At 65.2% G+C, this 22,708-nt stretch carries 18 protein-coding genes; 13 read left to right on the forward strand and 5 right to left on the reverse strand.

What is annotated here, in order from left to right:
• Positions 1 to 181: 181 nt before the first annotated feature.
• Both AXW67_RS14565 and AXW67_RS14570 read right to left on the reverse strand, forming a co-directional pair.
• Positions 182 to 2,752, reverse strand: coding sequence for an ABC transporter permease (locus tag AXW67_RS14565; protein WP_063678431.1), 2,571 nt, complete (start codon positions 2,750 to 2,752; stop codon positions 182 to 184).
• A complete protein-coding gene (locus AXW67_RS14570; RefSeq protein WP_063678432.1) occupies positions 2,749 to 3,471 on the reverse strand; it encodes an ABC transporter ATP-binding protein in 723 nt (240 codons plus the stop codon). Before AXW67_RS14570 ends, AXW67_RS14565 begins: the two co-directional genes overlap by 4 nt.
• Positions 3,472 to 3,526: 55 nt before the next feature.
• Here AXW67_RS14570 and AXW67_RS14575 point away from each other — a divergent pair, with 55 nt between their 5' ends.
• The 12 genes from AXW67_RS14575 to AXW67_RS14630 all read left to right on the forward strand — a co-directional run bounded on the left by AXW67_RS14575 (position 3,527) and on the right by AXW67_RS14630 (position 17,530).
• On the forward strand, positions 3,527 to 4,162 hold the full coding sequence (locus AXW67_RS14575; protein WP_063678490.1) for an arylesterase: 636 nt from the start codon (positions 3,527 to 3,529) through the stop codon (positions 4,160 to 4,162).
• A 170-nt stretch (positions 4,163 to 4,332) separates the two neighbouring features.
• Positions 4,333 to 4,869 carry an RNA 2',3'-cyclic phosphodiesterase gene (gene thpR, locus AXW67_RS14580; RefSeq protein WP_027554486.1) on the forward strand — a complete coding sequence of 179 codons (537 nt, stop codon included), beginning with the start codon at positions 4,333 to 4,335 and terminating at the stop codon, positions 4,867 to 4,869.
• Between the two features lie 104 nt (positions 4,870 to 4,973).
• A complete protein-coding gene (gene zapE, locus AXW67_RS14585) occupies positions 4,974 to 6,161 on the forward strand; it encodes a cell division protein ZapE (RefSeq protein WP_063678433.1) in 1,188 nt (395 codons plus the stop codon).
• A 279-nt stretch (positions 6,162 to 6,440) separates the two neighbouring features.
• Positions 6,441 to 7,409 (forward strand): malate dehydrogenase, encoded by a 969-nt coding sequence (mdh, locus tag AXW67_RS14590; RefSeq protein WP_027554488.1) that lies wholly within the window; start codon positions 6,441 to 6,443, stop codon positions 7,407 to 7,409.
• 217 nt (positions 7,410 to 7,626) lie between these two features.
• Positions 7,627 to 8,823, forward strand: coding sequence for an ADP-forming succinate--CoA ligase subunit beta (sucC, locus tag AXW67_RS14595; protein ID WP_063678434.1), 1,197 nt, complete (start codon positions 7,627 to 7,629; stop codon positions 8,821 to 8,823).
• 4 nt (positions 8,824 to 8,827) lie between these two features.
• A complete protein-coding gene (locus tag AXW67_RS14600; RefSeq protein ID WP_063678435.1) occupies positions 8,828 to 9,307 on the forward strand; it encodes a DUF1579 family protein in 480 nt (159 codons plus the stop codon).
• 35 nt (positions 9,308 to 9,342) lie between these two features.
• Positions 9,343 to 10,227 (forward strand): succinate--CoA ligase subunit alpha, encoded by an 885-nt coding sequence (gene sucD, locus AXW67_RS14605; protein WP_027554491.1) that lies wholly within the window; start codon positions 9,343 to 9,345, stop codon positions 10,225 to 10,227.
• 137 nt (positions 10,228 to 10,364) lie between these two features.
• Complete coding sequence (locus AXW67_RS14610) at positions 10,365 to 13,322, forward strand: 2-oxoglutarate dehydrogenase E1 component (protein ID WP_063678436.1); 2,958 nt, start codon at positions 10,365 to 10,367, stop codon at positions 13,320 to 13,322.
• Positions 13,323 to 13,472: 150 nt separating this feature from the next.
• Positions 13,473 to 14,714: a 2-oxoglutarate dehydrogenase complex dihydrolipoyllysine-residue succinyltransferase gene (odhB, locus tag AXW67_RS14615; protein ID WP_063678437.1), complete on the forward strand. Its 1,242-nt coding sequence runs from the start codon at positions 13,473 to 13,475 to the stop codon at positions 14,712 to 14,714.
• Between the two features lie 51 nt (positions 14,715 to 14,765).
• A complete protein-coding gene (locus tag AXW67_RS14620; RefSeq protein WP_145927626.1) occupies positions 14,766 to 15,527 on the forward strand; it encodes an SDR family oxidoreductase in 762 nt (253 codons plus the stop codon).
• A 37-nt stretch (positions 15,528 to 15,564) separates the two neighbouring features.
• Positions 15,565 to 16,965, forward strand: a complete 1,401-nt coding sequence (lpdA, locus tag AXW67_RS14625) for a dihydrolipoyl dehydrogenase (RefSeq protein ID WP_063678438.1) — start codon at positions 15,565 to 15,567, stop codon at positions 16,963 to 16,965.
• 34 nt (positions 16,966 to 16,999) lie between these two features.
• Positions 17,000 to 17,530 (forward strand): hypothetical protein, encoded by a 531-nt coding sequence (locus AXW67_RS14630; protein ID WP_063678439.1) that lies wholly within the window; start codon positions 17,000 to 17,002, stop codon positions 17,528 to 17,530.
• A 36-nt stretch (positions 17,531 to 17,566) separates the two neighbouring features.
• Here the strand turns inward: AXW67_RS14630 and AXW67_RS14635 are convergent, their stop codons facing one another.
• Positions 17,567 to 18,160 (reverse strand): DUF4337 domain-containing protein, encoded by a 594-nt coding sequence (locus tag AXW67_RS14635; protein WP_063678440.1) that lies wholly within the window; start codon positions 18,158 to 18,160, stop codon positions 17,567 to 17,569.
• Positions 18,161 to 18,250: 90 nt separating this feature from the next.
• Positions 18,251 to 19,216 (reverse strand): tyrosine recombinase XerC, encoded by a 966-nt coding sequence (locus AXW67_RS14640; protein WP_063678441.1) that lies wholly within the window; start codon positions 19,214 to 19,216, stop codon positions 18,251 to 18,253.
• A 173-nt stretch (positions 19,217 to 19,389) separates the two neighbouring features.
• On the opposite strand from AXW67_RS14640, the gene AXW67_RS14645 reads away from it, so the two are divergent.
• Positions 19,390 to 21,600, forward strand: coding sequence for a primosomal protein N' (locus AXW67_RS14645; RefSeq protein WP_063678442.1), 2,211 nt, complete (start codon positions 19,390 to 19,392; stop codon positions 21,598 to 21,600).
• A 228-nt stretch (positions 21,601 to 21,828) separates the two neighbouring features.
• Here the strand turns inward: AXW67_RS14645 and AXW67_RS14650 are convergent, their stop codons facing one another.
• Complete coding sequence (locus AXW67_RS14650) at positions 21,829 to 22,317, reverse strand: septal ring lytic transglycosylase RlpA family protein (RefSeq protein ID WP_063678443.1); 489 nt, start codon at positions 22,315 to 22,317, stop codon at positions 21,829 to 21,831.
• Between the last annotated feature and the right edge of the window lie 391 nt (positions 22,318 to 22,708).

Below are 22,708 nucleotides of genomic sequence, written 5' to 3' on the forward strand. Positions count from 1 at the left end.
CATTAAATTTGGCTAACAATCGGGGCTCCGAACCCATTGGATATGTGGGAAACTAACACATTCGCTGCAACCGTCCACGCGCGGCCGAATGTCGCCCTGGCCTCACAATCCTGACGAGCGGGCGTGGTTAATTGCAGGAATCGTGCGATTTGGATACCGCACGACCACCCGCTACATTTTGTCACAAATTCCGCAGCACCGTGGCGGGCTTCTTGTTCAACGCCAGCAGCGTGCCGGCGAGCCCCAGCCCGACCGTGACGACCAGGGCGGCCGCGACCACGCCGGCCGCGCTGCCGGCCTGCCAGACGAAGCTCAACGTCATCAGCCGCGTCACGATCATCCAGGCCGCGATGCTGCCGGCGAACACGCCGAACACCGCGGTGGCGAGCCCGATCAGGAGGTATTCCAGCGCATAGGCGCCGAGCAGCCGCAGCCGTGTCGCACCCAGTGTCTTCAGGATGACCGCATCGTAGACCCGGTGACGATGGCCGGCGGCGAGCGCGCCGCCCAGGACGAGGATCGCCGAGATCAGCGTCACGGCGCTGGCGCCGCGGATCGCCAGCGCGAGATTGGTCACGACGGAACCGACCGTCTCCATCACCTCGCGCACGCGCACACTCGTCACCATCGGATAGGCGTCCGCAACCTGCTTGATGATCTGGCCATCGCCTTTCGCATCGCCACCCGCTTCCGTCAGGGTCGCGATATGGGTGTGCGGCGCACCCTTGAAGGCGTTCGGCGAGAATACCAGGACGAAATTGATGCCGAGCCCCTGCCAGTCGATGCTGCGCAGATTGCCGATCCTGGCCGGGATGTCGCGGCCGAGCACGTTGACCACGACCTCATCGCCGATCTTCAAGGAGAGTCCGTCGGCGATCTTCTTCTCCATCGAGACCAGCGGGGGGCCGGAATAGTCGGCGCCCCACCACTCGCCCTCGACCACCTTGGAGCCCTTCGGCAGTTCCCCGGTATAGGTCAGGCCGCGGTCGCTTTGCAGCACCCATTCGGAATCGGTCGTGGGCTTGAGGTCCTCGGCGCGGACGCCGCGCGCCGCGACGATGCGCCCGCGCAGCATCGGCACGTCCTCGACCCTCGCGCCCGGCACGATCTGGTGGAGATAATCGTCGAACTGCGCGGCCTGCGTGCTCGGAATATCGATGAAGTAGAACGACGGCGCCCGGTCCGGCAGCGCGGCCAGGAACTGCCGGCGCAGATTGCCGTCGATCTGGGTGATGGTGACGAGCACGGCGAGGCCGAGCCCGAGCGACAGCACGACGGAGGGCGTCAGTGCGCCCGGCCGGTGGATGTTGGCGATGGCAAGCCGCAGCATCGGTAGCCGCGTGCGCGGCAGCCGCCGCGCGATCGCCATCAGCAACGCGGCGATACCGCGCAGCAGCGCAAACACGACGACGGAGGAGAGCACGAACACCGCGGCGATGCGCTTGTCGAAGGACAGGCCGATCACGACCGCGACGAGCAGGGCGATCACCGCGCCCATGAAGGCGAGATAGCGCCAGCGCGGCCGGTGCCATTCGGCGCTGATGGTGTCGCGGAACAGCGCTGCGACCGGCACGTCATGCACGCGCCCAAGCGGCCACAGGCCGAAGGCGAGCGCGGTCAGCAGGCCATAGACGAAGGACAGCGCCAGCTCGTCGGCGTGCACGGCCGGCACCACCGGCAGCGGCAGCAGTTTCCCGAACAGGCCGACGATGGCGAAAGGCATCGCGGCGCCCAGCGCCAGCCCGATCACCGAGCCGATCCCGGCGAGCAGGATCACCTGCGCGAAATAGATGCCGAACACGTCGCGGCCGGTGGCGCCGATGGCCTTGAAGGCCGCGATCACCTCGAGCTTGCGATCGATATGGCTCTTCACGGCATTGGCGACGCCGACGCCGCCGACCAGCAGCGCGGCAAGGCCGACCAGAGTGAGGAACTGCGTGAACCGGTTGATGTTGCGCTCGAGCTGCGGCGAGGCATTGGAGCGGCTGCGAATCTCCCAGCCGGCCTGCGGCGCGGCGTTGCGCGCGTCGTCGATGAAGGCCTCGGTGGCGCGATCGCTGTTGGCCGCGTCCGGCAGCTTCACCCGATAGACCCAGCGCACCAGGCTGCCGGGCTGGATCAGGCCGGTGGCGCGCAGGGCCGCCTCGCTGATCAGGAAGCGCGGGCCGAAGCCGATACCACCGGCAAGCTTGTCGGGCTCGGCCTCGACCGTGCTGCGGATCTGGAAGGTCGCCGCGCCAATGGTGACGCGGTCGCCGGTCTTGAGGGAGAGCCGCGCCAGCAGCGTCGGATCGGCGGCCGCGCCATACGCGCCGTCGCGCTCCGCAAGCAGATCGGACAGCGGCATCGGTGGCGCCAGCGTCAACTGGCCGAGCATGGGATAGGTGTCGTCGACCGCCTTCATCTCGACCAGTGCGAGCTTGCCCTCTGCCGAGCGCGCCATGCCGCGCAGCGTGGCCGCGACGGAGACGGTGCCGCGCGAGCGCAGGAACGCGACCTCCTCGGGTTTCGCCTCGCGCTGGAACAGCACGAAGGAGACGTCGCCGCCGAGCAGCGTGCGGCCCTCGCGCGCAAGACCGTCGCTGAGACTCGCCGAGACCGAGCCGACGCCGGCGATCGCCATCACGCCGAGCGCGATGCAGGCGATGAAGACGTAGAAGCCACGCAGGCCTCCGCGCAATTCGCGCAACGCGTAGCGCAGCGACAGCGCGGCACCATTGGGGCGCGCGAAACGTTCGGCTGCGGCGCTCATGCTGGCGAATGCTGCGTGTCGATGCGCCCGGAGCGCAGGCGGATCACGCGATCGCAGCGATGCGCGAGCGAGGAATCGTGCGTGACCAGCACCAGCGTCATGCCGCGCTCGGCATGCTTGGTGAAGAGCAGATCGACGATCTGCTTTCCGGTCGCATCGTCGAGATTGCCGGTCGGCTCGTCGGCGACGAGGATCGCGGGATCGGGCGCCAGTGCGCGGGCGAGCGCGACACGCTGCTGCTCGCCGCCGGAGAGCTGCGACGGATAGTGATGCAGGCGGTCGCCGAGCCCGACTGACCGCAGCTCCTGCGCCGCGCGTGTCGCAGCGTCGGGATTACCCGCGAGTTCGAGCGGGACGGCAACGTTCTCCAGCGCCGTCATGGTCGGGATCAGATGAAAGGATTGGAAGACGATGCCGACCTCACGTCCGCGGAAGCGGGCGAGCGCGTCCTCGTCGAGGGCATTGAAAGGCGTGCCGCCCACCACCACCTCTCCGCTATCAGGACGCTCCAACCCCGCCATGACCATCAGCAGCGTGGATTTGCCCGAGCCTGACGGGCCGATCAGGCCGATCGTCTCGCCCGAGGCGACGCGCAGGCTGATATCCTTGAGGATGTGAACGCGTGCCGCGCCCGTGCCCAATGAGAGATTGACGTTGGAGATGGCGATGGTGTCCGGCGCGGTGCCGGCGAGCGAAGAGGATTCGATGCGACTGTCCATGGTCCGGTCATATGGCAACTCCGCTCGCTCGGTCGAGAGGCGTTGCGGATTCTTCATGCACATAGCCGTGTTGATGGTCGCTTTGATGACGGTGGCAACCAGCGCCGCCGCGGGCGCGGCCAAGCCGATCAGGCTCGTCGTCCTCGGCGATTCCTTGAGCGCCGGGCTCGGCCTGCCGGGCCAGGAGGCGTTCCCGGCAAGGCTCCAAAAAGCCTTGCAAGACAAAGGTGTAGGCGTCGACATGACCAATGCCGGGGTGTCCGGCGACACCTCCTCCGGGGGGCGTGACCGGCTCGACTGGTCGGTGCCAGAGGGAACCGAGGGCGTCATCATCGAGCTCGGCGCCAACGATGCGCTGCGCGGCATCGAGCCTGACCTGACGCGGGCGGCGCTGAGCGACATCGTTGCGCGGCTGAAGGCGCGCAAGATCGCGGTGATGCTCTGCGGAATGCTGGCGCCGCCGAACTACGGCCCCGACTATGCCGCGCGCTTCAATTCGATTTATCCGGATCTGGCGAAGAAATTCGACGTGCCGCTCTATCCGTTCTTCCTCGAAGGCGTTGCGGCCGACGCCAAGCTCAACCAGGCCGACGGCATCCATCCGACCGCGGCCGGCGTCGACATCATCGTCAAGAATATGATGCCCACCGTGGAGGCATTCCTTGGCACGATAAGCGAGCAACGCCGTTGAAATGCAGGCAGCGCTAACCCTAATTCCCAGGGTTTTCCCGGGGTGGCACGCGTCGAGCTTCGCAGAGTCACACAACTGCGATAGGAATCAGGTTACCGGTGATTCGTCACCGGCTCTAATTCGGATATGGTCCTGCTCAGGGACTGTACCCAAGCATCGGGAGATGAACGATGCCGCGTTTGTTCACGGGCCTGGAAATCCCGGCCGAGGTCGGCCACACGCTTTCCAATTTGCGGGGTGGCCTTCCTGGCGCCCGCTGGATCGATCCCGAAAATTATCACGTCACGTTGCGTTTCATCGGCGATATCGACGGCGCCTCCGCCAACGAGATCGCCTCGATGCTGTTTCGGGTCAACCGCAAACCGTTCGAGGTGAAGGTGCAGGGGCTGACGAGCTTCGGCGGCCGCAAGCCGCGCGCGGTCGTCGCCGCCATCGAGCCGAGCAGGCCGCTGATCGAGCTGCAGGCCGAGCTCGAGCGGATGATGCAGCGGATCGGTCTCGATCCCGAGGGCCGTAAATTCATTCCGCATGTCACGCTGGCGCGGCTGCACGACGCTTCGAGCCAGGACGTCGCCGACTATCTCTCGGTGCGCGGCTACTTCCCGAGCAAGATCTTCACCGCAGACCGCTTCGTGCTGTTCTCCTCGCGCGCTTCGACCGGCGGCGGCCCGTACGTGGTCGAGGATTCCTACGACCTTTGCGCGTGATCTCTTCCCTCTCCCCGCAAGGACGTGGAGAGGGAGAAAAAGCGCATACCTCTCGCACCAATTCTCGGCTTGCAATTTGCCGCCGTCTCTGGCGGTAAAGAGCCATGCTCTCCACTCCAAATTCATCGTTCCGCGCAGAATACCAGGCCGAGATCGCGTCCGGCGCGATCGAGCCGGATGCGGCGCAGGCCGAGGTTGCCGAGGCCTATGCGGCGCTGGACCAGCGGCTTGCGAACTACAAGCCTCAGCGCAAGCAGGGCCTGCTCGGCCGTCTGTTCAGAAACGGCGACAAGGACGAGGCGCCGCACGGCCTCTACGTCCATGGCGAGGTCGGCCGCGGCAAGACCATGCTGATGGACCTGTTCTTCCAGCACTCATCGGTCGAGCTCAAGCGGCGCGCGCATTTCCACGAGTTCATGGCAGACGTGCATGAGCACATCTACGACTATCGCCAGAGTATTGCGCGCGGTGAGATCGCCGATGGCGACGTCATCGCGCTGACCGCGAATGCGATCTTCGAGGAGAGCTGGCTGCTCTGCTTCGACGAATTCCACGTCACCGACATCGCGGACGCGATGATCCTCGGCCGCCTGTTCGCAAAGCTGTTCGAGCTCGGCACGGTGGTAGTCGCGACCTCCAACGTCGCGCCCGACGATCTCTACAAGGGCGGCTTGAACCGCGCGCTATTCCTGCCCTTCATCGCGCAGATCACCGATCACATGGACGTGCTGCGGCTGGATGCACGCACCGACTTCAGGCTGGAAAAGCTCCAGGGCGTGCCGATGTGGCTGACGCCGGCGGATGGCGACGCGGACGCGGCGCTCAATCGCGCCTGGACCAAGATGACCGGCGGCGCCAAATGCAAATCGCGCGACATCTCGATCAAGGGCCGCATCCTGCACGTGCCGTGCTCGGCACACGGCGTGGCGCGGTTCTCGTTCGCCGATCTCTGCGAGAAGCCGCTCGGCGCGTCCGACTATCTTCGGCTCGCGCACGACTATCACACCATCCTGGTCGACCATATTCCAGTAATGGACTTCGCCCAGCGCAACGCCGCCAAGCGCTTCATCACGCTGATCGACACGCTCTATGACAATGCCGTGAAGCTGATGGCTTCGGCCGAAGCCAATCCGGTCTCGCTGTATCTGGCGAGCGAAGGCAACGAGGCCAACGAGTTCAAGCGGACCTCCTCGCGCCTGATCGAAATGAGCTCGGAATCCTATTTGGCGCTGCCTCACGGCCGCAAGGATTCCACCGCCAGCGGCTCCACCAAGGGGCTGGTGGAGACTTAAGTCCTATTTGCCAGCGCTGTCATTCCGGGGCGTCGCGACGGGACCGCGCAAAGCGCGGCCCGGGAGCGATGAGCCCGGAATCCATTCATCAGCGCGCTCTGTTGTCCGATGGATTCCGGGCTTTGCGCCGACGCGTGCCCCGGATGACGGGGCTGCGTGCCCCAGGCATCGGCAAGCCCGACAATTGAGCATCCGGCGACTTGAACGGGGGAGGCGAAAGGGATAACCACCCGTCTCAGTTTTCCCCTCCTCCTTCGGATGTCTAAAGGACAGGTTCACATGGCGCGCGACAAGATTGCTTTGATTGGCTCCGGCCAGATCGGCGGAACGTTGGCTCATCTCATCGGCCTGAAAGAGCTGGGCGACGTGGTGATGTTCGACATTGCCGAGGGCGTGCCGCAGGGCAAGGCGCTCGACATCGCGCAGTCCTCGCCGGTCGACGGCTTCGACGCGCACTACACCGGCGCCAACTCCTATGAGGCGCTCGACAACGCCAAGGTCTGCATCGTCACCGCCGGTGTGCCGCGCAAGCCTGGCATGAGCCGCGACGATCTTCTCTCCATCAACCTCAAGGTCATGGAGCAGGTCGGCGCCGGCATCAAGAAGTACGCTCCCGACGCCTTCGTCATCTGCATCACCAACCCGCTCGACGCGATGGTGTGGGCGTTGCAGAAGGCCTCGGGCCTGCCGCACAAGAAAGTCGTCGGTATGGCCGGCGTGCTGGATTCGGCGCGCTTCCGCTACTTCCTGGCCGATGAGTTCAACGTCTCGGTCGAGGACGTCACCGCCTTCGTGCTCGGCGGCCACGGCGACACCATGGTGCCGCTGGTGAAGTACTCCACCGTCGCCGGCATTCCGCTGCCCGACCTCGTCAAGATGGGCTGGACCTCGCAGACGCGCCTCGACGAGATCGTCGACCGCACCCGCAACGGCGGCGCCGAGATCGTCAACCTGCTCAAGACCGGCTCGGCCTTCTACGCTCCGGCCGCCTCGGCGATCGCGATGGCCGAGAGCTATCTGCGCGACAAGAAGCGCGTGCTGCCCTCCGCCGCCTACCTCAACGGCGAATACGGCGTGAAGGACATGTATGTCGGTGTGCCCGTCGTCATCGGCTCCAAGGGCGTCGAGCGCGTCGTCGAGATCGAGCTCGCCGGCAAGGACCGCGAAGCCTTCGACAAGTCGGTCGGCGCGGTGCAGGGTCTGGTCGATGCCTGCAAGAAGATCGCACCCGATCTTCTCGGCCGCTAAGGCAACAATCCCCGCCGAAGATCGAAAAACCGGTCTTCGGCGGTTTCATTTCCGGAGCCCGGCTGGGCGGGATCCGGGCAAGTCAGTGATTTCGCAGTCCAGAGATCACGAACGTATTGAAGAATCCGGGTTGCAGTTCCTGTGGTATATGGTATGCCAGCCACAAGACTGAGGTGGGCCCATGGGGTCACCGCCCGCGGGTTCAGGGAGCGACGATATGAATATCCATGAGTACCAGGCCAAAGCGCTGCTGAACGAGTTCGGCGTGCCGATCTCCAAGGGCGTTCCTGTCCTGAAGGCCGCCGACGCCGAGGGCGCGGCCAAGGCCCTGCCGGGTCCGGTGTGGGTGGTGAAGAGCCAGATCCATGCCGGCGGCCGCGGCAAGGGCAAGTTCAAGGAAGCCTCAGCCGGCGACAAGGGCGGCGTCCGCATCGCCAAGTCGGCCGCCGAGGTTGCCGAGTACGCCAAGCAGATGCTGGGCGCCACGCTCGTGACCGTGCAGACCGGCCCCGCCGGCAAGCAGGTCAACCGCCTCTACATCGAGGACGGCTCCGACATCGACAAGGAATTCTACCTCTCGATCCTGGTCGACCGCGAGACCTCGCGCGTTTCGTTCGTGGTGTCGACCGAGGGCGGCGTCAACATCGAGGACGTCGCGCACAACACACCCGAGAAGATTGTCACCTTCTCGGTCGATCCGGCGACCGGCATCATGGGCCACCATGGCCGCACGGTTGCGAAAGCGCTGAACCTGTCCGGCGATCTCGCCAAGCAGGCCGAAAAGCTCACCGGGCAGCTCTACGCGGCCTTCGTCGCCAAGGACATGTCGATGCTGGAGATCAACCCGTTGGTCGTGACCAAGCAGGGCCAGCTCCGCGTGCTCGACGCCAAGGTGTCGTTCGACGACAACGCGCTGTTCCGTCATCCCGAGGTGCTCGCGCTGCGCGACGAGACCGAGGAGGATGCCAAGGAAATCGAGGCTTCCAAGTACGACCTCAACTACGTCGCGCTCGATGGCAACATCGGCTGCATGGTCAACGGCGCGGGTCTTGCCATGGCGACCATGGACATCATCAAGCTCTACGGCATGGCGCCGGCGAACTTCCTCGACGTCGGCGGCAGCGCCAGCGTTGAAAAGGTCGCGGCCGCGTTCAAGATCATCACCGCCGACCCGAACGTGAAGGGCATCCTCGTCAACATCTTCGGTGGTATCATGAAGTGCGACGTGATCGCCGAGGGCGTCACGGCTGCGGTGCGGCAGGTCGGTCTCACCGTGCCGCTGGTGGTTCGCCTCGAAGGCACCAACGTCGAGCTCGGCAAGAAGATCATCCGTGAATCCGGCCTGAACGTGGTGCCGGCCGACAATCTCGATGACGCCGCGCAGAAGATCGTGAAGGCCGTCAAGGGAGGCTAAGGCCATGACCCAAGACCATCTCGCCGCATCATCCCCGTTGCCGGAGCACGCGCGCCTTGCCGCGTTCGCCGGCGAATGGAATGGCGAGGAGATGGTCTTCCCGTCGCGCTGGACCGCCGGCGGGCCGGCGACCTCACGCACAGTGGCGCGCATGGATCTCAACGGCTTCTACCTGATCCAGGACAGCGTCCAGATACGCGACGGCAAGCAGATCTTCGCCACCCACGGCATCTTCACCTACGATCGCGACGACCGGACCTACAAATTGTTCTGGTACGACTCGCTCGGCTACACGCCGCCCTCGCCCGCCTCCGGCGGGTGGGTCGGCAAGACCCTGACGCTGGTGCGTGGCTCGCTGCGCGGCAATGCGCGCCACGTCTACGAGATCATCGACGACAATTCCTACTCGTTGAAGATCCAGTTCTCGCCGGACGCGGAAGGTTGGGCCGACGTGCTCACCGGTGTCTATCGCCGCATCCACTGACCTCTCACTCTGTTAGTTTCGCGAAAGCAGACCTCATGTCCATCCTGATTGACAAGAACACCAAGGTCATCTGCCAGGGCTTCACCGGCAAGAACGGCACCTTCCACTCTGAAGCCGCGATGGCCTACGGCACCAAGATGGTCGGCGGCACTTCGCCGGGCAAAGGCGGCTCGACGCATCTGGGCCTGCCGGTGTTCGACACCGTGCGCGAGGCGCGCCAGAAGACCGGCGCGGATGCGTCCGTGATCTACGTGCCGCCGCCGGGCGCGGCGGATGCGATCTGCGAGGCCATCGACGCCGAGGTCCCGCTGATCGTCTGCATCACCGAGGGTATTCCGGTGATCGACATGGTCCGCGTGAAGCGCTCGCTGGCCGGCTCCAAGTCGCGCTTGATCGGACCGAACTGCCCGGGCGTCATGACCGCCGGCGAGTGCAAGATCGGCATCATGCCGGCCAACATCTTCAAGACCGGCAGCGTCGGCATCGTCTCCCGCTCCGGCACGCTGACCTATGAAGCCGTGTTCCAGACCTCCCAGGAAGGCCTCGGCCAGACCACCGCAGTCGGCATCGGCGGCGACCCGGTCAAGGGCACCGAGTTCATCGACGTGCTGGAGATGCTGCTCGCCGACCCCAAGACTGAATCGATCATCATGATCGGCGAGATCGGCGGTTCCGCCGAGGAGGACGCCGCTCAGTTCATCAAGGACGAGGCCAAGCGCGGCCGCAAGAAGCCGATGGTCGGCTTCATCGCCGGCGTGACCGCACCTCCCGGCCGCCGCATGGGCCATGCCGGTGCGATCATCTCCGGCGGCAAGGGCGACGCCAATTCCAAGACCGAAGCGATGAAATCGGCCGGAATCACCGTCTCTCCGTCGCCGGCCCGCCTCGGACATACGCTTGCCGAAAAATTGAAAGGCTAATTCAGTTCTTCGTACTTTTCCGGGCGAAGTTTCGCAGCAAATAGGGTAAATGGTGCCTGTCGCGTCGAGCCTCTGCCGGGGAGCTCGACGCCAGCGCCGTTTGTTATGCGCGAACCGAAATCGCCAGGAACTCAAGTATGTCTCGCCAGGACGCGAACGCAGCCTTTGCCCTCTCTTCTTTTTTGCAGGGCACCAACGCCACCTACATCGACGAAATCTACGCTCGTTATGAGAAGGATCCGTCCTCGGTCGACGCCGAGTGGCAGGAGTTCTTCAAGAGCCTGAAGGACCAGCCCGACGACGTCCGCAGGAACGCCGAGGGTCCGTCCTGGGAGCGCGCCAACTGGCCGCTGACGCCGCAGGACGACCTGACCTCGGCGCTCGACGGCAACTGGGCGGAAGTCGAGAAGGCGATCGGCGGCAAGATTGCCGCCAAGGCTCAAGCCAAGGGCGCCGACCTCACCTCCGCCGACGTGCTTCAGGCGACGCGCGACTCCGTTCGCGCCCTGATGCTGATCCGCTCCTACCGCATGCGCGGCCACTTCCACGCCAAGCTCGATCCGCTCGGCATCGAGGCGCCGAAGAATCGCGAGGAGCTCGACCCGCGCACCTACGGCTTCAGCGAAGCCGATTTCGACCGCAAGATCTTCCTCGATCACGTGCTCGGCCTCGAATACGGCACGCTGCGCGAGATCACCGCGATCTGCGAGCGCACCTACTGCCAGACGCTCGGCGTCGAGTTCATGCATATCAGCAATGCCGCGCAAAAGGCCTGGATCCAGGAGCGCATCGAGGGACCGGACAAGGAGATTTCGTTCACTCCCGAAGGGCGCCGCGCCATCCTGACGAAGTTGGTCGAAGCCGAAGGCTTCGAGAAGTTCTGCGACACCAAGTTCACCGGCACCAAGCGCTTCGGCCTCGACGGCGGCGAGTCGCTGATCCCCGCGCTCGAGCAGATCATCAAGCGCGGCGGCAATCTCGGCGTGAAGGAGATCGTGCTGGGCATGCCGCATCGCGGCCGTCTCAACGTGCTGACCCAGGTGATGGCCAAGGCGCACCGCGCGCTGTTCCACGAGTTCAAGGGCGGCTCGGCCAATCCCGACGCGGTCGAAGGCTCCGGCGACGTCAAGTACCATCTCGGCGCGTCCTCGGACCGCGAGTTCGACGGCAACCGCATCCATCTGTCGCTGACCGCGAACCCCTCGCATCTCGAGATCGTCGACCCCGTCGTGCTCGGCAAGGTCCGCGCCAAGCAGGACCAGCACGGCGATCCGCCGGACATGCGCATCTCGGTGATGCCGCTGTTGATGCATGGCGACGCCGCATTCGCCGGCCAGGGCGTGGTCGCGGAATGCTTCGGCCTGTCGGACCTGAAGGGCTACCGCACCGGCGGCTCCGTGCACTTCATCGTCAACAACCAGATCGGCTTCACCACCTATCCGCGTTACTCGCGCTCCTCGCCCTATCCGTCGGATGTGGCGAAGATGATCGACGCGCCGATCTTCCACGTGAACGGCGACGATCCCGAAGCCGTGGTGTTCGCGGCCAAGGTCGCGACCGAGTTCCGGCAGAAATTCCATAAGCCTGTCGTCATCGACATGTGGTGCTATCGCCGCTACGGCCACAATGAGGGCGACGAGCCGGCCTTCACGCAGCCGGTGATGTACAAGCGGATCGCGGCCCATCCCTCGACGCTCACGCTCTACTCCAAGCGCCTGATCGCCGAAGGCGTGGTGACGGAGGGTGAGGTCGACAAGCTCAAGGCCGACTGGCGCGCGCGGCTGGACGCCGAGTTCGAGGCCGGCACCTCCTACAAGCCGAACAAGGCCGACTGGCTCGACGGCAAGTGGTCCGGCTTCAAGATCGCCGACCAGGAAGAGGATGCGCGGCGCGGCGTCACCGGCGTCGATACCGCCGTGCTGAAGGACATCGGCCGCAAGATCACCAAGGTGCCGGACGGTTTTCGCGTTCACCGCACCATCCAGCGCTTCCTCGACAACCGCTCGAAGGCGATCGACGGCGGCAACGGCATCGACTGGGCGACCGGCGAGGCCCTGGCGTTCTGCTCGCTGCTGCTCGAAAACCACCATGTGCGTCTCTCCGGACAGGACTCCGAGCGCGGCACCTTCTCGCAGCGCCATTCGGTCCTGATCGACCAGGAGGACGAGAGCCGCTACACGCCGTTCAACCATCTCGGCACCGAGCAGGGCCATTACGAGGTCATCAACTCGCTGTTGTCCGAAGAGGCGGTGCTCGGCTTCGAGTACGGCTATTCGCTCGCCGAGCCGAACACGCTGACCCTCTGGGAAGCGCAGTTCGGCGACTTCGCCAACGGCGCGCAGGTCGTGTTCGACCAGTTCATCTCCTCGGGCGAGCGCAAATGGCTGCGCATGTCCGGCCTCGTCTGCCTCCTGCCGCACGGCTATGAGGGCCAGGGACCGGAGCACTCCTCGGCGCGTCTCGAGCGTTATTTGCAGATGTGCGCCGAAGACAACATGCAGGTGGTCTATCCGACAACGCCGGCGAACTACTTCCACGTGCTGCGGCGCCAGCTCCACCGCGAGATCCGCAAGCCGCTGATCCTGATGACGCCGAAGTCGCTGCTGCGCCACAAGCGTGCGGTGTCGCGGCTCGAGGAGCTCGCCAAGGGAACGACGTTCCACCGCATCCTCTATGATGACGCCCAGATGCTGCCGGACGAGCCGATCAAGCTCGTTCCGGACGAGAAAATCCGCCGCATCGTGCTCTGCTCCGGCAAGGTCTATTACGACCTTTACGAGGAGCGCGAGAAGCGTGGCATCGACGACATCTATCTGATGCGCGTCGAGCAGCTCTACCCGGTGCCGCTGAAGGCGCTGGTCATCGAGCTGTCGCGCTTCAAGAAGGCGGAAGTGATCTGGTGCCAGGAAGAGCCGCGCAACATGGGTGCATGGCACTTCATCGAGCCTTATCTGGAATGGGTGCTGAACCAGGTGAACGGCGTGAGCCGGCGTCCGCGCTATGTCGGGCGTGCCGCTTCCGCCGCGACCGCCACTGGCCTGATGTCGAAGCACCAGGCGCAGCTGAAGGCGTTCCTGGACGAAGCATTGAGCTGAACTTTTTGAACCGAGTCATGCCCCGCGCAAGCGGGGCATCCAGTACGTCGTGACTGCGAACGTCCCGGCTCGCTGGATGGCCTGCTTTTCGCCGGCCGATGACGCCTGAAAATTCTCGACCGCATTGGCGATCTCCTTAAGGAAAAGACCATGACTGAAATTCGTGTGCCGACGCTCGGCGAATCCGTCACCGAGGCCACCATCGGCCGCTGGTTCAAGAAGGCCGGCGATCCCGTCGCCGTCGACGAGCCCTTGGTGGAGCTCGAGACCGACAAGGTCACCATCGAAGTCCCCGCGCCCTCCGCCGGCACGCTGAGCGAGATCATCGCCGCTGATGGTGCAACGGTTGCCGTCGGCGCGCTGCTCGGACAGATCACCGACGGTGCTGGCGCCGCGAAGTCGGCCGCCGCGCCCGCCAAGCCCGCGGCTGCCCCGGCTGCCGCCGCAGCGGCTCCTGCTGCCCCGGCCGCGCCCAAGGCGCCGCCGGCCGATGCCCCGCTCGCCCCGTCAGTGCGCAAGCTCTCCGCAGAGACCGGCATCGATGCCTCGACCGTTCCGGGCTCGGGCAAGGACGGCCGCGTCACCAAGGGGGACATGCTCGCTGCGATCGAGCGTGCGGCTTCCGCGCCGACCCCGGTCAACCAGCCGGCTGCCGCCGTTCAGGTGCGCGCACCGTCGCCGGCCGATGACGCCGCGCGCGAAGAACGCGTCAAGATGACCCGCCTGCGCCAGACCATCGCGCGCCGTCTGAAGGACGTGCAGAACACCGCCGCGATGCTCACGACCTTCAACGAGGTCGACATGACCAACGTCATGGCGCTGCGTGCCCACTACAAGGATGCGTTCGAGAAGAAGCACGGCGCCAAGCTCGGCTTCATGGGCTTCTTCACCAAGGCCGTCGTGCAGGCGCTGAAGGACATTCCGGCTGTCAACGCCGAGATCGACGGCACCGACCTGATCTACAAGAACTACTACCACATCGGCGTCGCCGTCGGCACCGACAAGGGTCTCGTCGTGCCCGTCGTGCGCGACTGCGACCACAAGTCGATCTCCGACATCGAGAAGGGCATCGCCGATTTCGGTCGTCGCGCGCGTGACGGCCAGCTCAAGATCGACGAGATGCAGGGCGGCACCTTCACCATCACCAATGGCGGCATCTACGGCTCGCTGATGTCGACGCCGATCCTGAACGCGCCGCAGTCCGGCATCCTCGGCATGCACAAGATCCAGGAGCGGCCGATGGTCGTCGGCGGCAAGATCGAGGTCCGCCCGATGATGTATCTGGCGCTGTCCTACGATCACCGCGTGATCGACGGCAAGGAAGCCGTCACCTTCCTGGTCCGCGTCAAGGAGAGCCTGGAAGATCCGGCGCGCCTGGTGCTGGACCTCTGATCGCTGATGTCTTGAAAGCGCCGTCGCCTGCACAGGCGACGGCGTATGTACATGGAGGCGAACGTGACGGATAAGGTTGCGATCATCACCGGCGGCAGCCGCGGCATCGGGCGGGCGACCGCGATCGCCGCGGCCGCGCGCGGCTTTCGCGTCGTCATCGGCTATGCCAGCAACAAGCAGGCTGCCGACGAGGTGGTCGCCGAGATCGAGGCCCGCAACGGCAAGGCCATCGCGGTGAAATGCGATGTCGCCGAGGAAAGCGATATCCTCGAACTGTTCAAGGCGGCGGACAAGTTCGGCACGTTGGGTGCGCTCGTCAACAATGGCGGCATCGTCGGCAAGAGCGGCGTGCGCGTCGACGAGATGTCGGCCGAGCGCATCCAGCGTGTGATGGCCGTCAACGTCACCGGCTCCATCCTCTGCGCGCGCGAGGCGGTGAAGCGGATGTCGACCAAGCATGGCGGCAAGGGCGGCGTCATCGTCAATCTGTCGTCGGTCGCCGCCAAGCTCGGCGCGCCCAACACCTATGTCGACTATGCCGCCTCCAAGGGTGCGATCGATTCCTTCACCATCGGCCTCGGCTATGAGGTCGCGGGCGAAGGCATCCGCGTCGCGGGCGTCCGCCCCGGCCTGATCGACACCGACATCCACGCCTCCGGCGGCGAGCCCGATCGCGCCCATCGTCTGGCCCATCTGGTGCCGATGAAGCGCGTCGGCACCGCCGAGGAAATCGCCAACGCCATCGTCTGGCTGATGTCGGACGATGCCTCCTACGTCACTAGCGCAATTCTCGACGTGTCCGGCGGACGCTGACACGTCTCCTCACGCTTAACCTACGGGACTTCCTCTCATGGCTACCTACGATCTCGTCGTCATCGGCACCGGACCGGGCGGTTATGTCTGCGCGGTGCGCGCAAGCCAGCTCGGCATGAAAGTCGCCGTGGTGGAAAAGAACCCAACCCTCGGCGGCACCTGCCTCAACGTCGGCTGCATGCCCTCCAAGGCGCTGCTGCACGCTTCCGAAATGTTCGAGGAGGCCGGGCATTCCTTCGCCAAGATGGGCGTGTCGGTCTCGGCGCCGAAGCTCGATCTGCCGTCGATGATGAACTTCAAGCAGCAGGGCATCGACGGCAACGTCAAGGGCGTCGAGTTCCTGATGAAGAAGAACAAGATCGATGTCTTGAAGGGCACCGGCAAGATCCTCGGCACCGGCAAGGTCGAAGTATCCGCCGACGGCAAGTCGCAGGTGGTTGAGACGAAGAACATCGTGATTGCCACCGGCTCGGACATCGCCCGGCTGAAGGGCATCGAGATCGACGAGAAGCGCATCGTGTCGTCGACCGGCGCGCTGTCGCTGGAGAAGGTGCCAGGCAGGCTGCTCGTCATCGGCGCCGGCGTGATCGGGCTCGAGCTCGGCTCGGTGTGGCGCAGGCTCGGGTCCGAAGTCATGGTCGTGGAATTCCTCGATCGCATCCTGCCCGGCATGGACGGCGAGATCGCGAAGCAATTCCAGCGCCTCCTGGAAAAGCAGGGATTTGCATTCAAGCTCGGCTCGAAGGTCACCGGCGTCGAGGTAAACAGCAAGGCGCTGCTGGCGAAGATCGAACCGGCTGCGGGTGGCGCGGCCGAGACCATCGAGGCCGATGTCGTTCTCGTCTGCATCGGCCGCACGCCCTACACCGATGGGCTCGGCCTGAAGGAAGCCGGCGTCGCGCTCGACAATCGCGGCCGCGTGCAGATCGATCCGCACTTCGCCACCAGCCTCAGGGGCGTCTATGCCATCGGCGACGTCGTCGCAGGCCCGATGCTCGCGCACAAGGCCGAGGATGAAGGCGTTGCGGTTGCAGAGATCATCGCGGGCCAGGCCGGCCACGTGAATTACGACGTTATCCCAGGCGTCGTGTATACCACGCCGGAAGTGTCGGCCGTCGGCAAGACCGAAGAGGAATTGAAGCAGGCGGGCGTGGCTTACACCGTCGGAAAGTTTCCCTTTACCGCCAACGGCCGCTCCAAGGTCAACCAGACCACCGACGGCTTCGTGAAGATTCTCGCAGATGCGAAGACCGATCGTGTGCTTGGTGTGCACATTATCGGCCGCGAAGCCGGCGAAATGATCCATGAAGCGGCCGTTCTCATGGAGTTCGGCGGCAGCGCGGAAGACCTCGCCCGCACCTGCCACGCGCATCCGACTCGCTCGGAAGCCATCAAGGAGGCCGCGCTTGCAGTCGGCAAGCGGGCCATCCATATGTAGGCGACGCCCCGAGCCGAATCGGGCGGGACAACACATGCTGCGCCGCCTACTTCAACCGGTCTGGGTCCTGCTGGCGATCATCTTCCTGATCGAAGCCTGGCTGTGGGACCACCTTGAGCCGATCGTCGCGCGGGTTGTCGCAGCGATCCCGCTTGCGCGATTCAAGCAATGGCTGACGGAGCGCGTCGATGCGCTGTCGCCGGCCATGACGCTGATTGTGTTTGCTGTGCCGGTCGTCCCGCTGTTTCCGCTCAAGCTTGTCGGGCTGTGGCTGCTCACGCACGAATATTGGTTCAGCGCGGCTTTCACGATCCTGTTCGCGAAGATGCTCGGCGTCGGCGTCACCGCCTTCGTCTTCGACGTGACGCGCGACAAGCTTCTCGAGATGCAATGGTTCGAGCGGCTCTATGAGCTCGTCCTGAAGCTGCGCGCCAAGGCTTCCGAGCTCGTCGACCCGATCAAGCGGCGCATCAAGGAGCTCATCACCGGCAACGGCGAAGGCTGGTCCTCGCGCACGCTCCGCCTGATCCAGCGTTTCCGCAAGAGCGTGCACGAAGCGCGCTGAGCGCCGGGACGACGGTGGAGTTGGGAGCGACCGCACCTACCCGTGCAAATGCAACAGATGCGGCCACCACAGGCCGAGTGCGGTCATGACGAGGCCGGCGAGGGTGAGGATGCCGCCGACATAGGCGAGTGCGAACATGCCGGTGATGATGGTGGCCGACGCCAGCACGATGCCGATCTGGAAGGCTGCGGACGCAAGCTCGAAGTGGTGATATTTCGCAGACGCTTCGTCGCGCTCGTGCTCGGCGTGCTTGGCCTTCTCGGCGAGTTGCTCGGTGCCTTCGCCGGTCTCGGGCTCGGAGCGGTAGCGCGCCGCGGTCTTCTGCCAATCATCGATCTGCTTCTGCACCGCCGCCTTGGTGGCGTCATCGGCCGAAGACCCCAGCGTGAGCTTGCCCTGCTCGGCCGCGGTCTGCACCACGGTCCGGCGGATGCTCTTGGCCTGGAAGAAGGCCCAGAGGTTGGCCGACTCCACGTTCTTGCTGATGGCTTCGGTCTGCGCCCCCTTGCCGAGCGTTTCCGAGATAGCAAGGAACAGGGCCAGCACCGCGATCAGAAGCGCGATCTTGCGGTTCTCGCCGGACGCATGCTCCGCGTGCTCGGCATGCTCCATGCTTTCATGTGCGCTCATATTTCTCTCCTGCTGTCGGTCGCTACGATTTGACCGAACCGCGAGAACTGCGCAAGGGGCATGCGCGTTATGACAGCCTCGTGTCAGCTTTCATCGCCGCGGATGCGCGCTGGCATAGACCTCGAGCAGGCGCTCGGAATCGATGCCGGTATAGACCTGCGTGGTCGAGAGCGAGGAATGGCCGAGCAATTCCTGGATCGCGCGCAAATCGCCGCCGCGTGACAGAAGATGCGTGGCGAAGGAATGCCGGAGCGCGTGCGGCGTCGCGCTGTCCGGCAGACCGAGCGCGCCGCGCAGCCGCTCCATCGCGAGCTGGATGATGCGCGGACTCAAGGGACCGCCGCGCGCGCCGACGAAGATCGGGCCCTCCGGCGGCAGGGAATGCGGGCACATCGCGACATATTCGTCGATCAGCGCCAGCACGTTCTGCAGCACCGGCACCATGCGGGTCTTGTTGCCCTTGCCGGTGACGACCAGCACGTCGCCTTCAGCCGGCCGCGGCACCTCGCGGCGTTTCAGGCCGAGCGCTTCGGAGATGCGCAGGCCCGAGCCGTAGAGCAGCGCCATCACCGCTGCGTCGCGCACCAAAATCCAGGTCTCGCGCTCCTCGCCGGCGCGCTCGTCGGCGTCGGTGAGGCGCTTTGCGGACGCCATCGGCAGCGGCTTTGGCAGGCTCTTGGCCACCTTCGGCGCACGGATCGCCGACAGCGCCCCGACCTTGCCCTTGCCTTCGCGCTCGAGGAAGCGGCCGAAGGAGCGCAGGCCCGCCAGCGCCCGCATCAAGCTGCGGCCGGATACGTCGTCGGCGCGGCGCATCGCCATGAAGGCGCGGACGTCAGTTGCTTCGAGCGCGGCGAAGCGATCAAGCGTGACGCGCTCGCCCCAATGGCTGCAGAGGAAATCCAGGCACTGCCGCAAGTCGCGTGCATAGGCCTCCAGCGTCTTCGGCGACAGCCGCCGCTCGGCGCCGAGATGCGACAGCCAGCGCGCCATCTCCTGCGCGATCGACGCATCGGCGCTGGCAAGCTCGATTCTCGGGGCGGCGGCTTTGCTCATAAGGCCTGGATTTGGCTCTGGACGCGATGATTCCGCACAGTATATCGCATCACACCCGTTTATCGTTCGCTAAGGCCGCCCGGCGGCGCTAGCCTGACGGCCCAGAGTTCCGATTCTTTCGCCCAAGATCTCCGCCTAAGCCCGTTCATCAAGCCCGTTCATCAAGCTCGTTCATGGATCATTCGCCGCGCAACAGCACCGTCTCCGCCAGCGCGACCCGCATGGTCGACGTGCTGGTGCCGGTCGCGCTCGACCAGACCTATTCCTACAAGGTGCCGCGCGGCATGGAGCTGAAGGCGGGCGATCTCGTCGGCGTGCCGCTCGGCCCGCGCGAGGTGCTGGCGGTGGTCTGGGCGGAAAATGCCAATCCCGATCCGCGCCTGCACAACCGCCTGAAGGATGTCAGCGAGAAGCTCGATCTCCCGCCGCTGAAGGGCGAGCTGCGCTCGGTGGTCGACTGGGTCGCCAACTACACGCTGAGCCCGCGCGGCATGGTGCTGCGGATGTGCCTGCGCATGGGCGAAAACCTCGGCCCCGAGCGGGTGCGTGCCGGCGTGCGCCTGGTCGGCGATCCCCCCAAGCGGCTGACGCCGGCACGGCGCCGCGTGATCGAAGTGCTGTCGGACCGGCTGCTGCATGGCAAGTCGGAGGCCGCCAAGGAAGCCGGCGTATCGTCCGGCGTGATCGACGGTCTGGTCGACGAGGGCACGCTCACGGTCGAGCCGCTGCCGCCGCCTCCACCGCCGCCGGCGCCCGATCCCGCCTATGGCCGGCCGGATTTCTCGCCGCTGCAGCGTGCCGCAGTGGATGCGATGCGCGCGCTTGCAGCCAACGGCACCTTCCACGTCGCCCTGCTCGACGGCGTCACCGGCTCGGGTAAGACCGAGGTCTATTTCGAGGCCGTTGCGGAGGCCATCCGGCGCGGCAAGCAATGCCTGATCCTGATGCCGGAGATCGCGCTCACCGGCCAGTTCCTCGACCGTTTCGCGCAGCGCTTTGGCGTGCGCCCGCTGGAATGGCATTCCGAGCTGACGCCACGCACCCGCGCGCGCAACTGGGCGGCGATCTCCGAAGGCAGTGCGCCGGTCGTCGTCGGCGCGCGCTCGGCGCTGTTCCTCCCCTATGCCGATCTCGGGCTCATCGTGGTCGATGAAGAGCACGACCAGGCCTACAAGCAGGATGACGGCGTGCACTATCACGCCCGCGACATGGCGGTGGTGCGCGCGCATATCGCAAAGATTCCGATCGTGCTGGCGTCTGCGACGCCCTCGGTCGAATCAGAGGTCAATGCGCGCAAGGCCCGCTATCAGCGCATCGCGCTGCCCTCGCGCTTCGGCGGCCAGCACATGCCGCATATCGAGGCGATCGATCTGCGCCGCGAACCGCCCGCGCGCGGCCGCTTCATCTCGCCGCGGCTCGCCGGCGAGATCAAAACCGCGATCGAACGGCGCGAGCAGGCGCTGTTGTTCCTCAATCGCCGCGGCTACGCGCCGCTGACACTGTGCCGCGCCTGCGGCCACCGCTTCGCCTGCACGATCTGCGATGCCTGGCTGGTCGATCACCGCTTCCGCCAGCGGCTGGTCTGCCATCACTGCGGCTTCTCGATGCCGCGCCCGCATCTCTGTCCGAATTGCTCAGCGGAGGAAGCGCTGGTCGCGGTCGGGCCCGGCGTCGAGCGGTTGCAGGAGGAGGCGGGCGCGCTGTTCCCGGAGGCGCGAACCATGGTGCTGTCGAGCGATCTCATCACCTCGATCGAGACGATGCGGTCCGAGCTTGCAGAGATCGCGGAAGGCCGCGTCGATATCATCATCGGCACGCAGCTCGTCGCCAAGGGCCACAATTTCCCGCGGCTCAATCTGGTCGGCGTGGTCGACGCGGATCTCGGCCTCAGCAATGGCGATCCGCGCGCGGCCGAACGCACCTGGCAATTGCTCAACCAGGTGATCGGCCGCGCCGGGCGCGAGCAGGGCCGCGGTGTCGGGTACTTGCAGACGCACCAGCCCGATCATCCCGTGATGAAGGCGCTGATCGCCTGCGACCGCGAGGCCTTCTACGACAGCGAGATCGAGCTGCGCGAGCGCACGCTCTATCCACCGTTCGGGCGGCTCGCGAGCCTGATCATTTCCGCGGGCGACCGCCCGAGCGCCGAAGGCTTTGGACGCAGGCTGGTTGCGCTCGCCCCGCGCGACGAGCGCGTGGTGGTGCTGGGACCGGCGGAGGCCCCGCTCGCCGTGATCAAGGGTCGCTACCGCTTCCGCATTCTGGTGAAATCGGCGCGTGGCTTCGACCTGTCGGACTATTTGCGCAACTGGCTCGCCGTCAGCCCGAAGCCGAATGGCAATCTGAAGCTCGAGGTCGACGTCGACCCGCAGAGCTTTTTGTAGAGCTGCTACCCCATCCTCAACCGTCATTCCGGGCTCGCGACGGAGCCTGTCATCGGGCCGCGCTTCGCGCGGACCCGTTGGTCGCGCCCCGGAATGACGGAACACGACAAGAAAAGCCCGCCGTCCCCCAAGACGGCGGGCTTGTTTCACGCGCGCATCAGGTCGCTCACGTCCTGGCGGACATTACCTGGTGCTGCGCTTGTGATGAGAGGCGCTGGATGCGCGCCGTTAGGAGACGACTTCCGCGGTGACGCGGCCGACGCCGGCACCGGTGAGGCCGATGGCGCGGGCTGCGCCGGTAGAGAGGTCGAGGACACGGCCGCGAACGAACGGGCCACGGTCATTGATGGTCACGACCACGCTGCGGCCGCCATGGGTCACGCGCACTTTGGTGCCGAACGGCAGCGAACGGTGCGCCGCGGTCATTGCGTTCTGGTTGAAGCGCTGGCCCGACGCGGTCCGGCTGCCGGACTCGTTGCCGTAGAACGAAGCCATGCCGGAGAAGCTGTGCCCGGTGCCGGACGTCGGGTTCATCGACGCGTTGGCATTGCGCCAGTCCGAATTGCCTTCGTTCTGGGCGTGGTGGCGGTGATGGTGGTGATGCCTGGATTTGGCGGATGCCTCGGTGGCAGTTCCACCGACGAGAAGAGTTGCGGCGACAAAAGCGATCGCCGTGTTCGGCCGAGTTACATACCCCAGCGTCTTGAATGACAGCATTTAGTGGTCCCTACGCTAGTATTGCCACATATGTGGCCAGTGGAGCCCCCATCAGTTTGTGAGCGATTTGGCGTTTCGTTGCGCAATGCGGCGTGAATTGGGCAGTAGTTCCGGTATGCGCCCGACTGAAACATCTTGTTACTCGAACCGGTATTCGAGGAATGTTTCGCAATCTTCGGCTTTAACGATTTGTTAGCCAAATAAATACTTACGAATACTGTAAAACGAAGTCATTACTTGGCAAGTTTAGAATTGGGTAAGTATTCGGCGAGTGAAGCGCGGAGTTCCGAAGTCACGGCTCAGCGAGCCGTGTTCATGGCCGGTATGCGCTGAGGGCAGGAACCAAAGTGACGCCTGGCGCGACATGACCCCTGTCAATTCCGCAACGCGG

Origin of the sequence: Bradyrhizobium neotropicale (assembly GCF_001641695.1) — a bacterium.
Taxonomy (GTDB): Bacteria; Pseudomonadota; Alphaproteobacteria; order Rhizobiales; family Xanthobacteraceae; genus Bradyrhizobium; species Bradyrhizobium neotropicale.

Bases quoted from the DNA above. Each gene is read 5' to 3' on its own strand.
- AXW67_RS14565 (WP_063678431.1), bottom strand. From the start codon at position 2,752: ATGAGCGCCGCAGCCGAACGTTTCGCGCGCCCCAATGGTGCCGCGCTG.
- AXW67_RS14570 (WP_063678432.1), bottom strand. From the start codon at position 3,471: ATGGACAGTCGCATCGAATCCTCTTCGCTCGCCGGCACCGCGCCGGAC.
- AXW67_RS14575 (WP_063678490.1), top strand. From the start codon at position 3,527: ATGCACATAGCCGTGTTGATGGTCGCTTTGATGACGGTGGCAACCAGC.
- thpR (WP_027554486.1), top strand. From the start codon at position 4,333: ATGCCGCGTTTGTTCACGGGCCTGGAAATCCCGGCCGAGGTCGGCCAC.
- zapE (WP_063678433.1), top strand. From the start codon at position 4,974: ATGCTCTCCACTCCAAATTCATCGTTCCGCGCAGAATACCAGGCCGAG.
- mdh (WP_027554488.1), top strand. From the start codon at position 6,441: ATGGCGCGCGACAAGATTGCTTTGATTGGCTCCGGCCAGATCGGCGGA.
- sucC (WP_063678434.1), top strand. From the start codon at position 7,627: ATGAATATCCATGAGTACCAGGCCAAAGCGCTGCTGAACGAGTTCGGC.
- AXW67_RS14600 (WP_063678435.1), top strand. From the start codon at position 8,828: ATGACCCAAGACCATCTCGCCGCATCATCCCCGTTGCCGGAGCACGCG.
- sucD (WP_027554491.1), top strand. From the start codon at position 9,343: ATGTCCATCCTGATTGACAAGAACACCAAGGTCATCTGCCAGGGCTTC.
- AXW67_RS14610 (WP_063678436.1), top strand. From the start codon at position 10,365: ATGTCTCGCCAGGACGCGAACGCAGCCTTTGCCCTCTCTTCTTTTTTG.
- odhB (WP_063678437.1), top strand. From the start codon at position 13,473: ATGACTGAAATTCGTGTGCCGACGCTCGGCGAATCCGTCACCGAGGCC.
- AXW67_RS14620 (WP_145927626.1), top strand. From the start codon at position 14,766: ATGGAGGCGAACGTGACGGATAAGGTTGCGATCATCACCGGCGGCAGC.
- lpdA (WP_063678438.1), top strand. From the start codon at position 15,565: ATGGCTACCTACGATCTCGTCGTCATCGGCACCGGACCGGGCGGTTAT.
- AXW67_RS14630 (WP_063678439.1), top strand. From the start codon at position 17,000: ATGCTGCGCCGCCTACTTCAACCGGTCTGGGTCCTGCTGGCGATCATC.
- AXW67_RS14635 (WP_063678440.1), bottom strand. From the start codon at position 18,160: ATGAGCGCACATGAAAGCATGGAGCATGCCGAGCACGCGGAGCATGCG.
- AXW67_RS14640 (WP_063678441.1), bottom strand. From the start codon at position 19,216: ATGAGCAAAGCCGCCGCCCCGAGAATCGAGCTTGCCAGCGCCGATGCG.
- AXW67_RS14645 (WP_063678442.1), top strand. From the start codon at position 19,390: ATGGATCATTCGCCGCGCAACAGCACCGTCTCCGCCAGCGCGACCCGC.
- AXW67_RS14650 (WP_063678443.1), bottom strand. From the start codon at position 22,317: ATGCTGTCATTCAAGACGCTGGGGTATGTAACTCGGCCGAACACGGCG.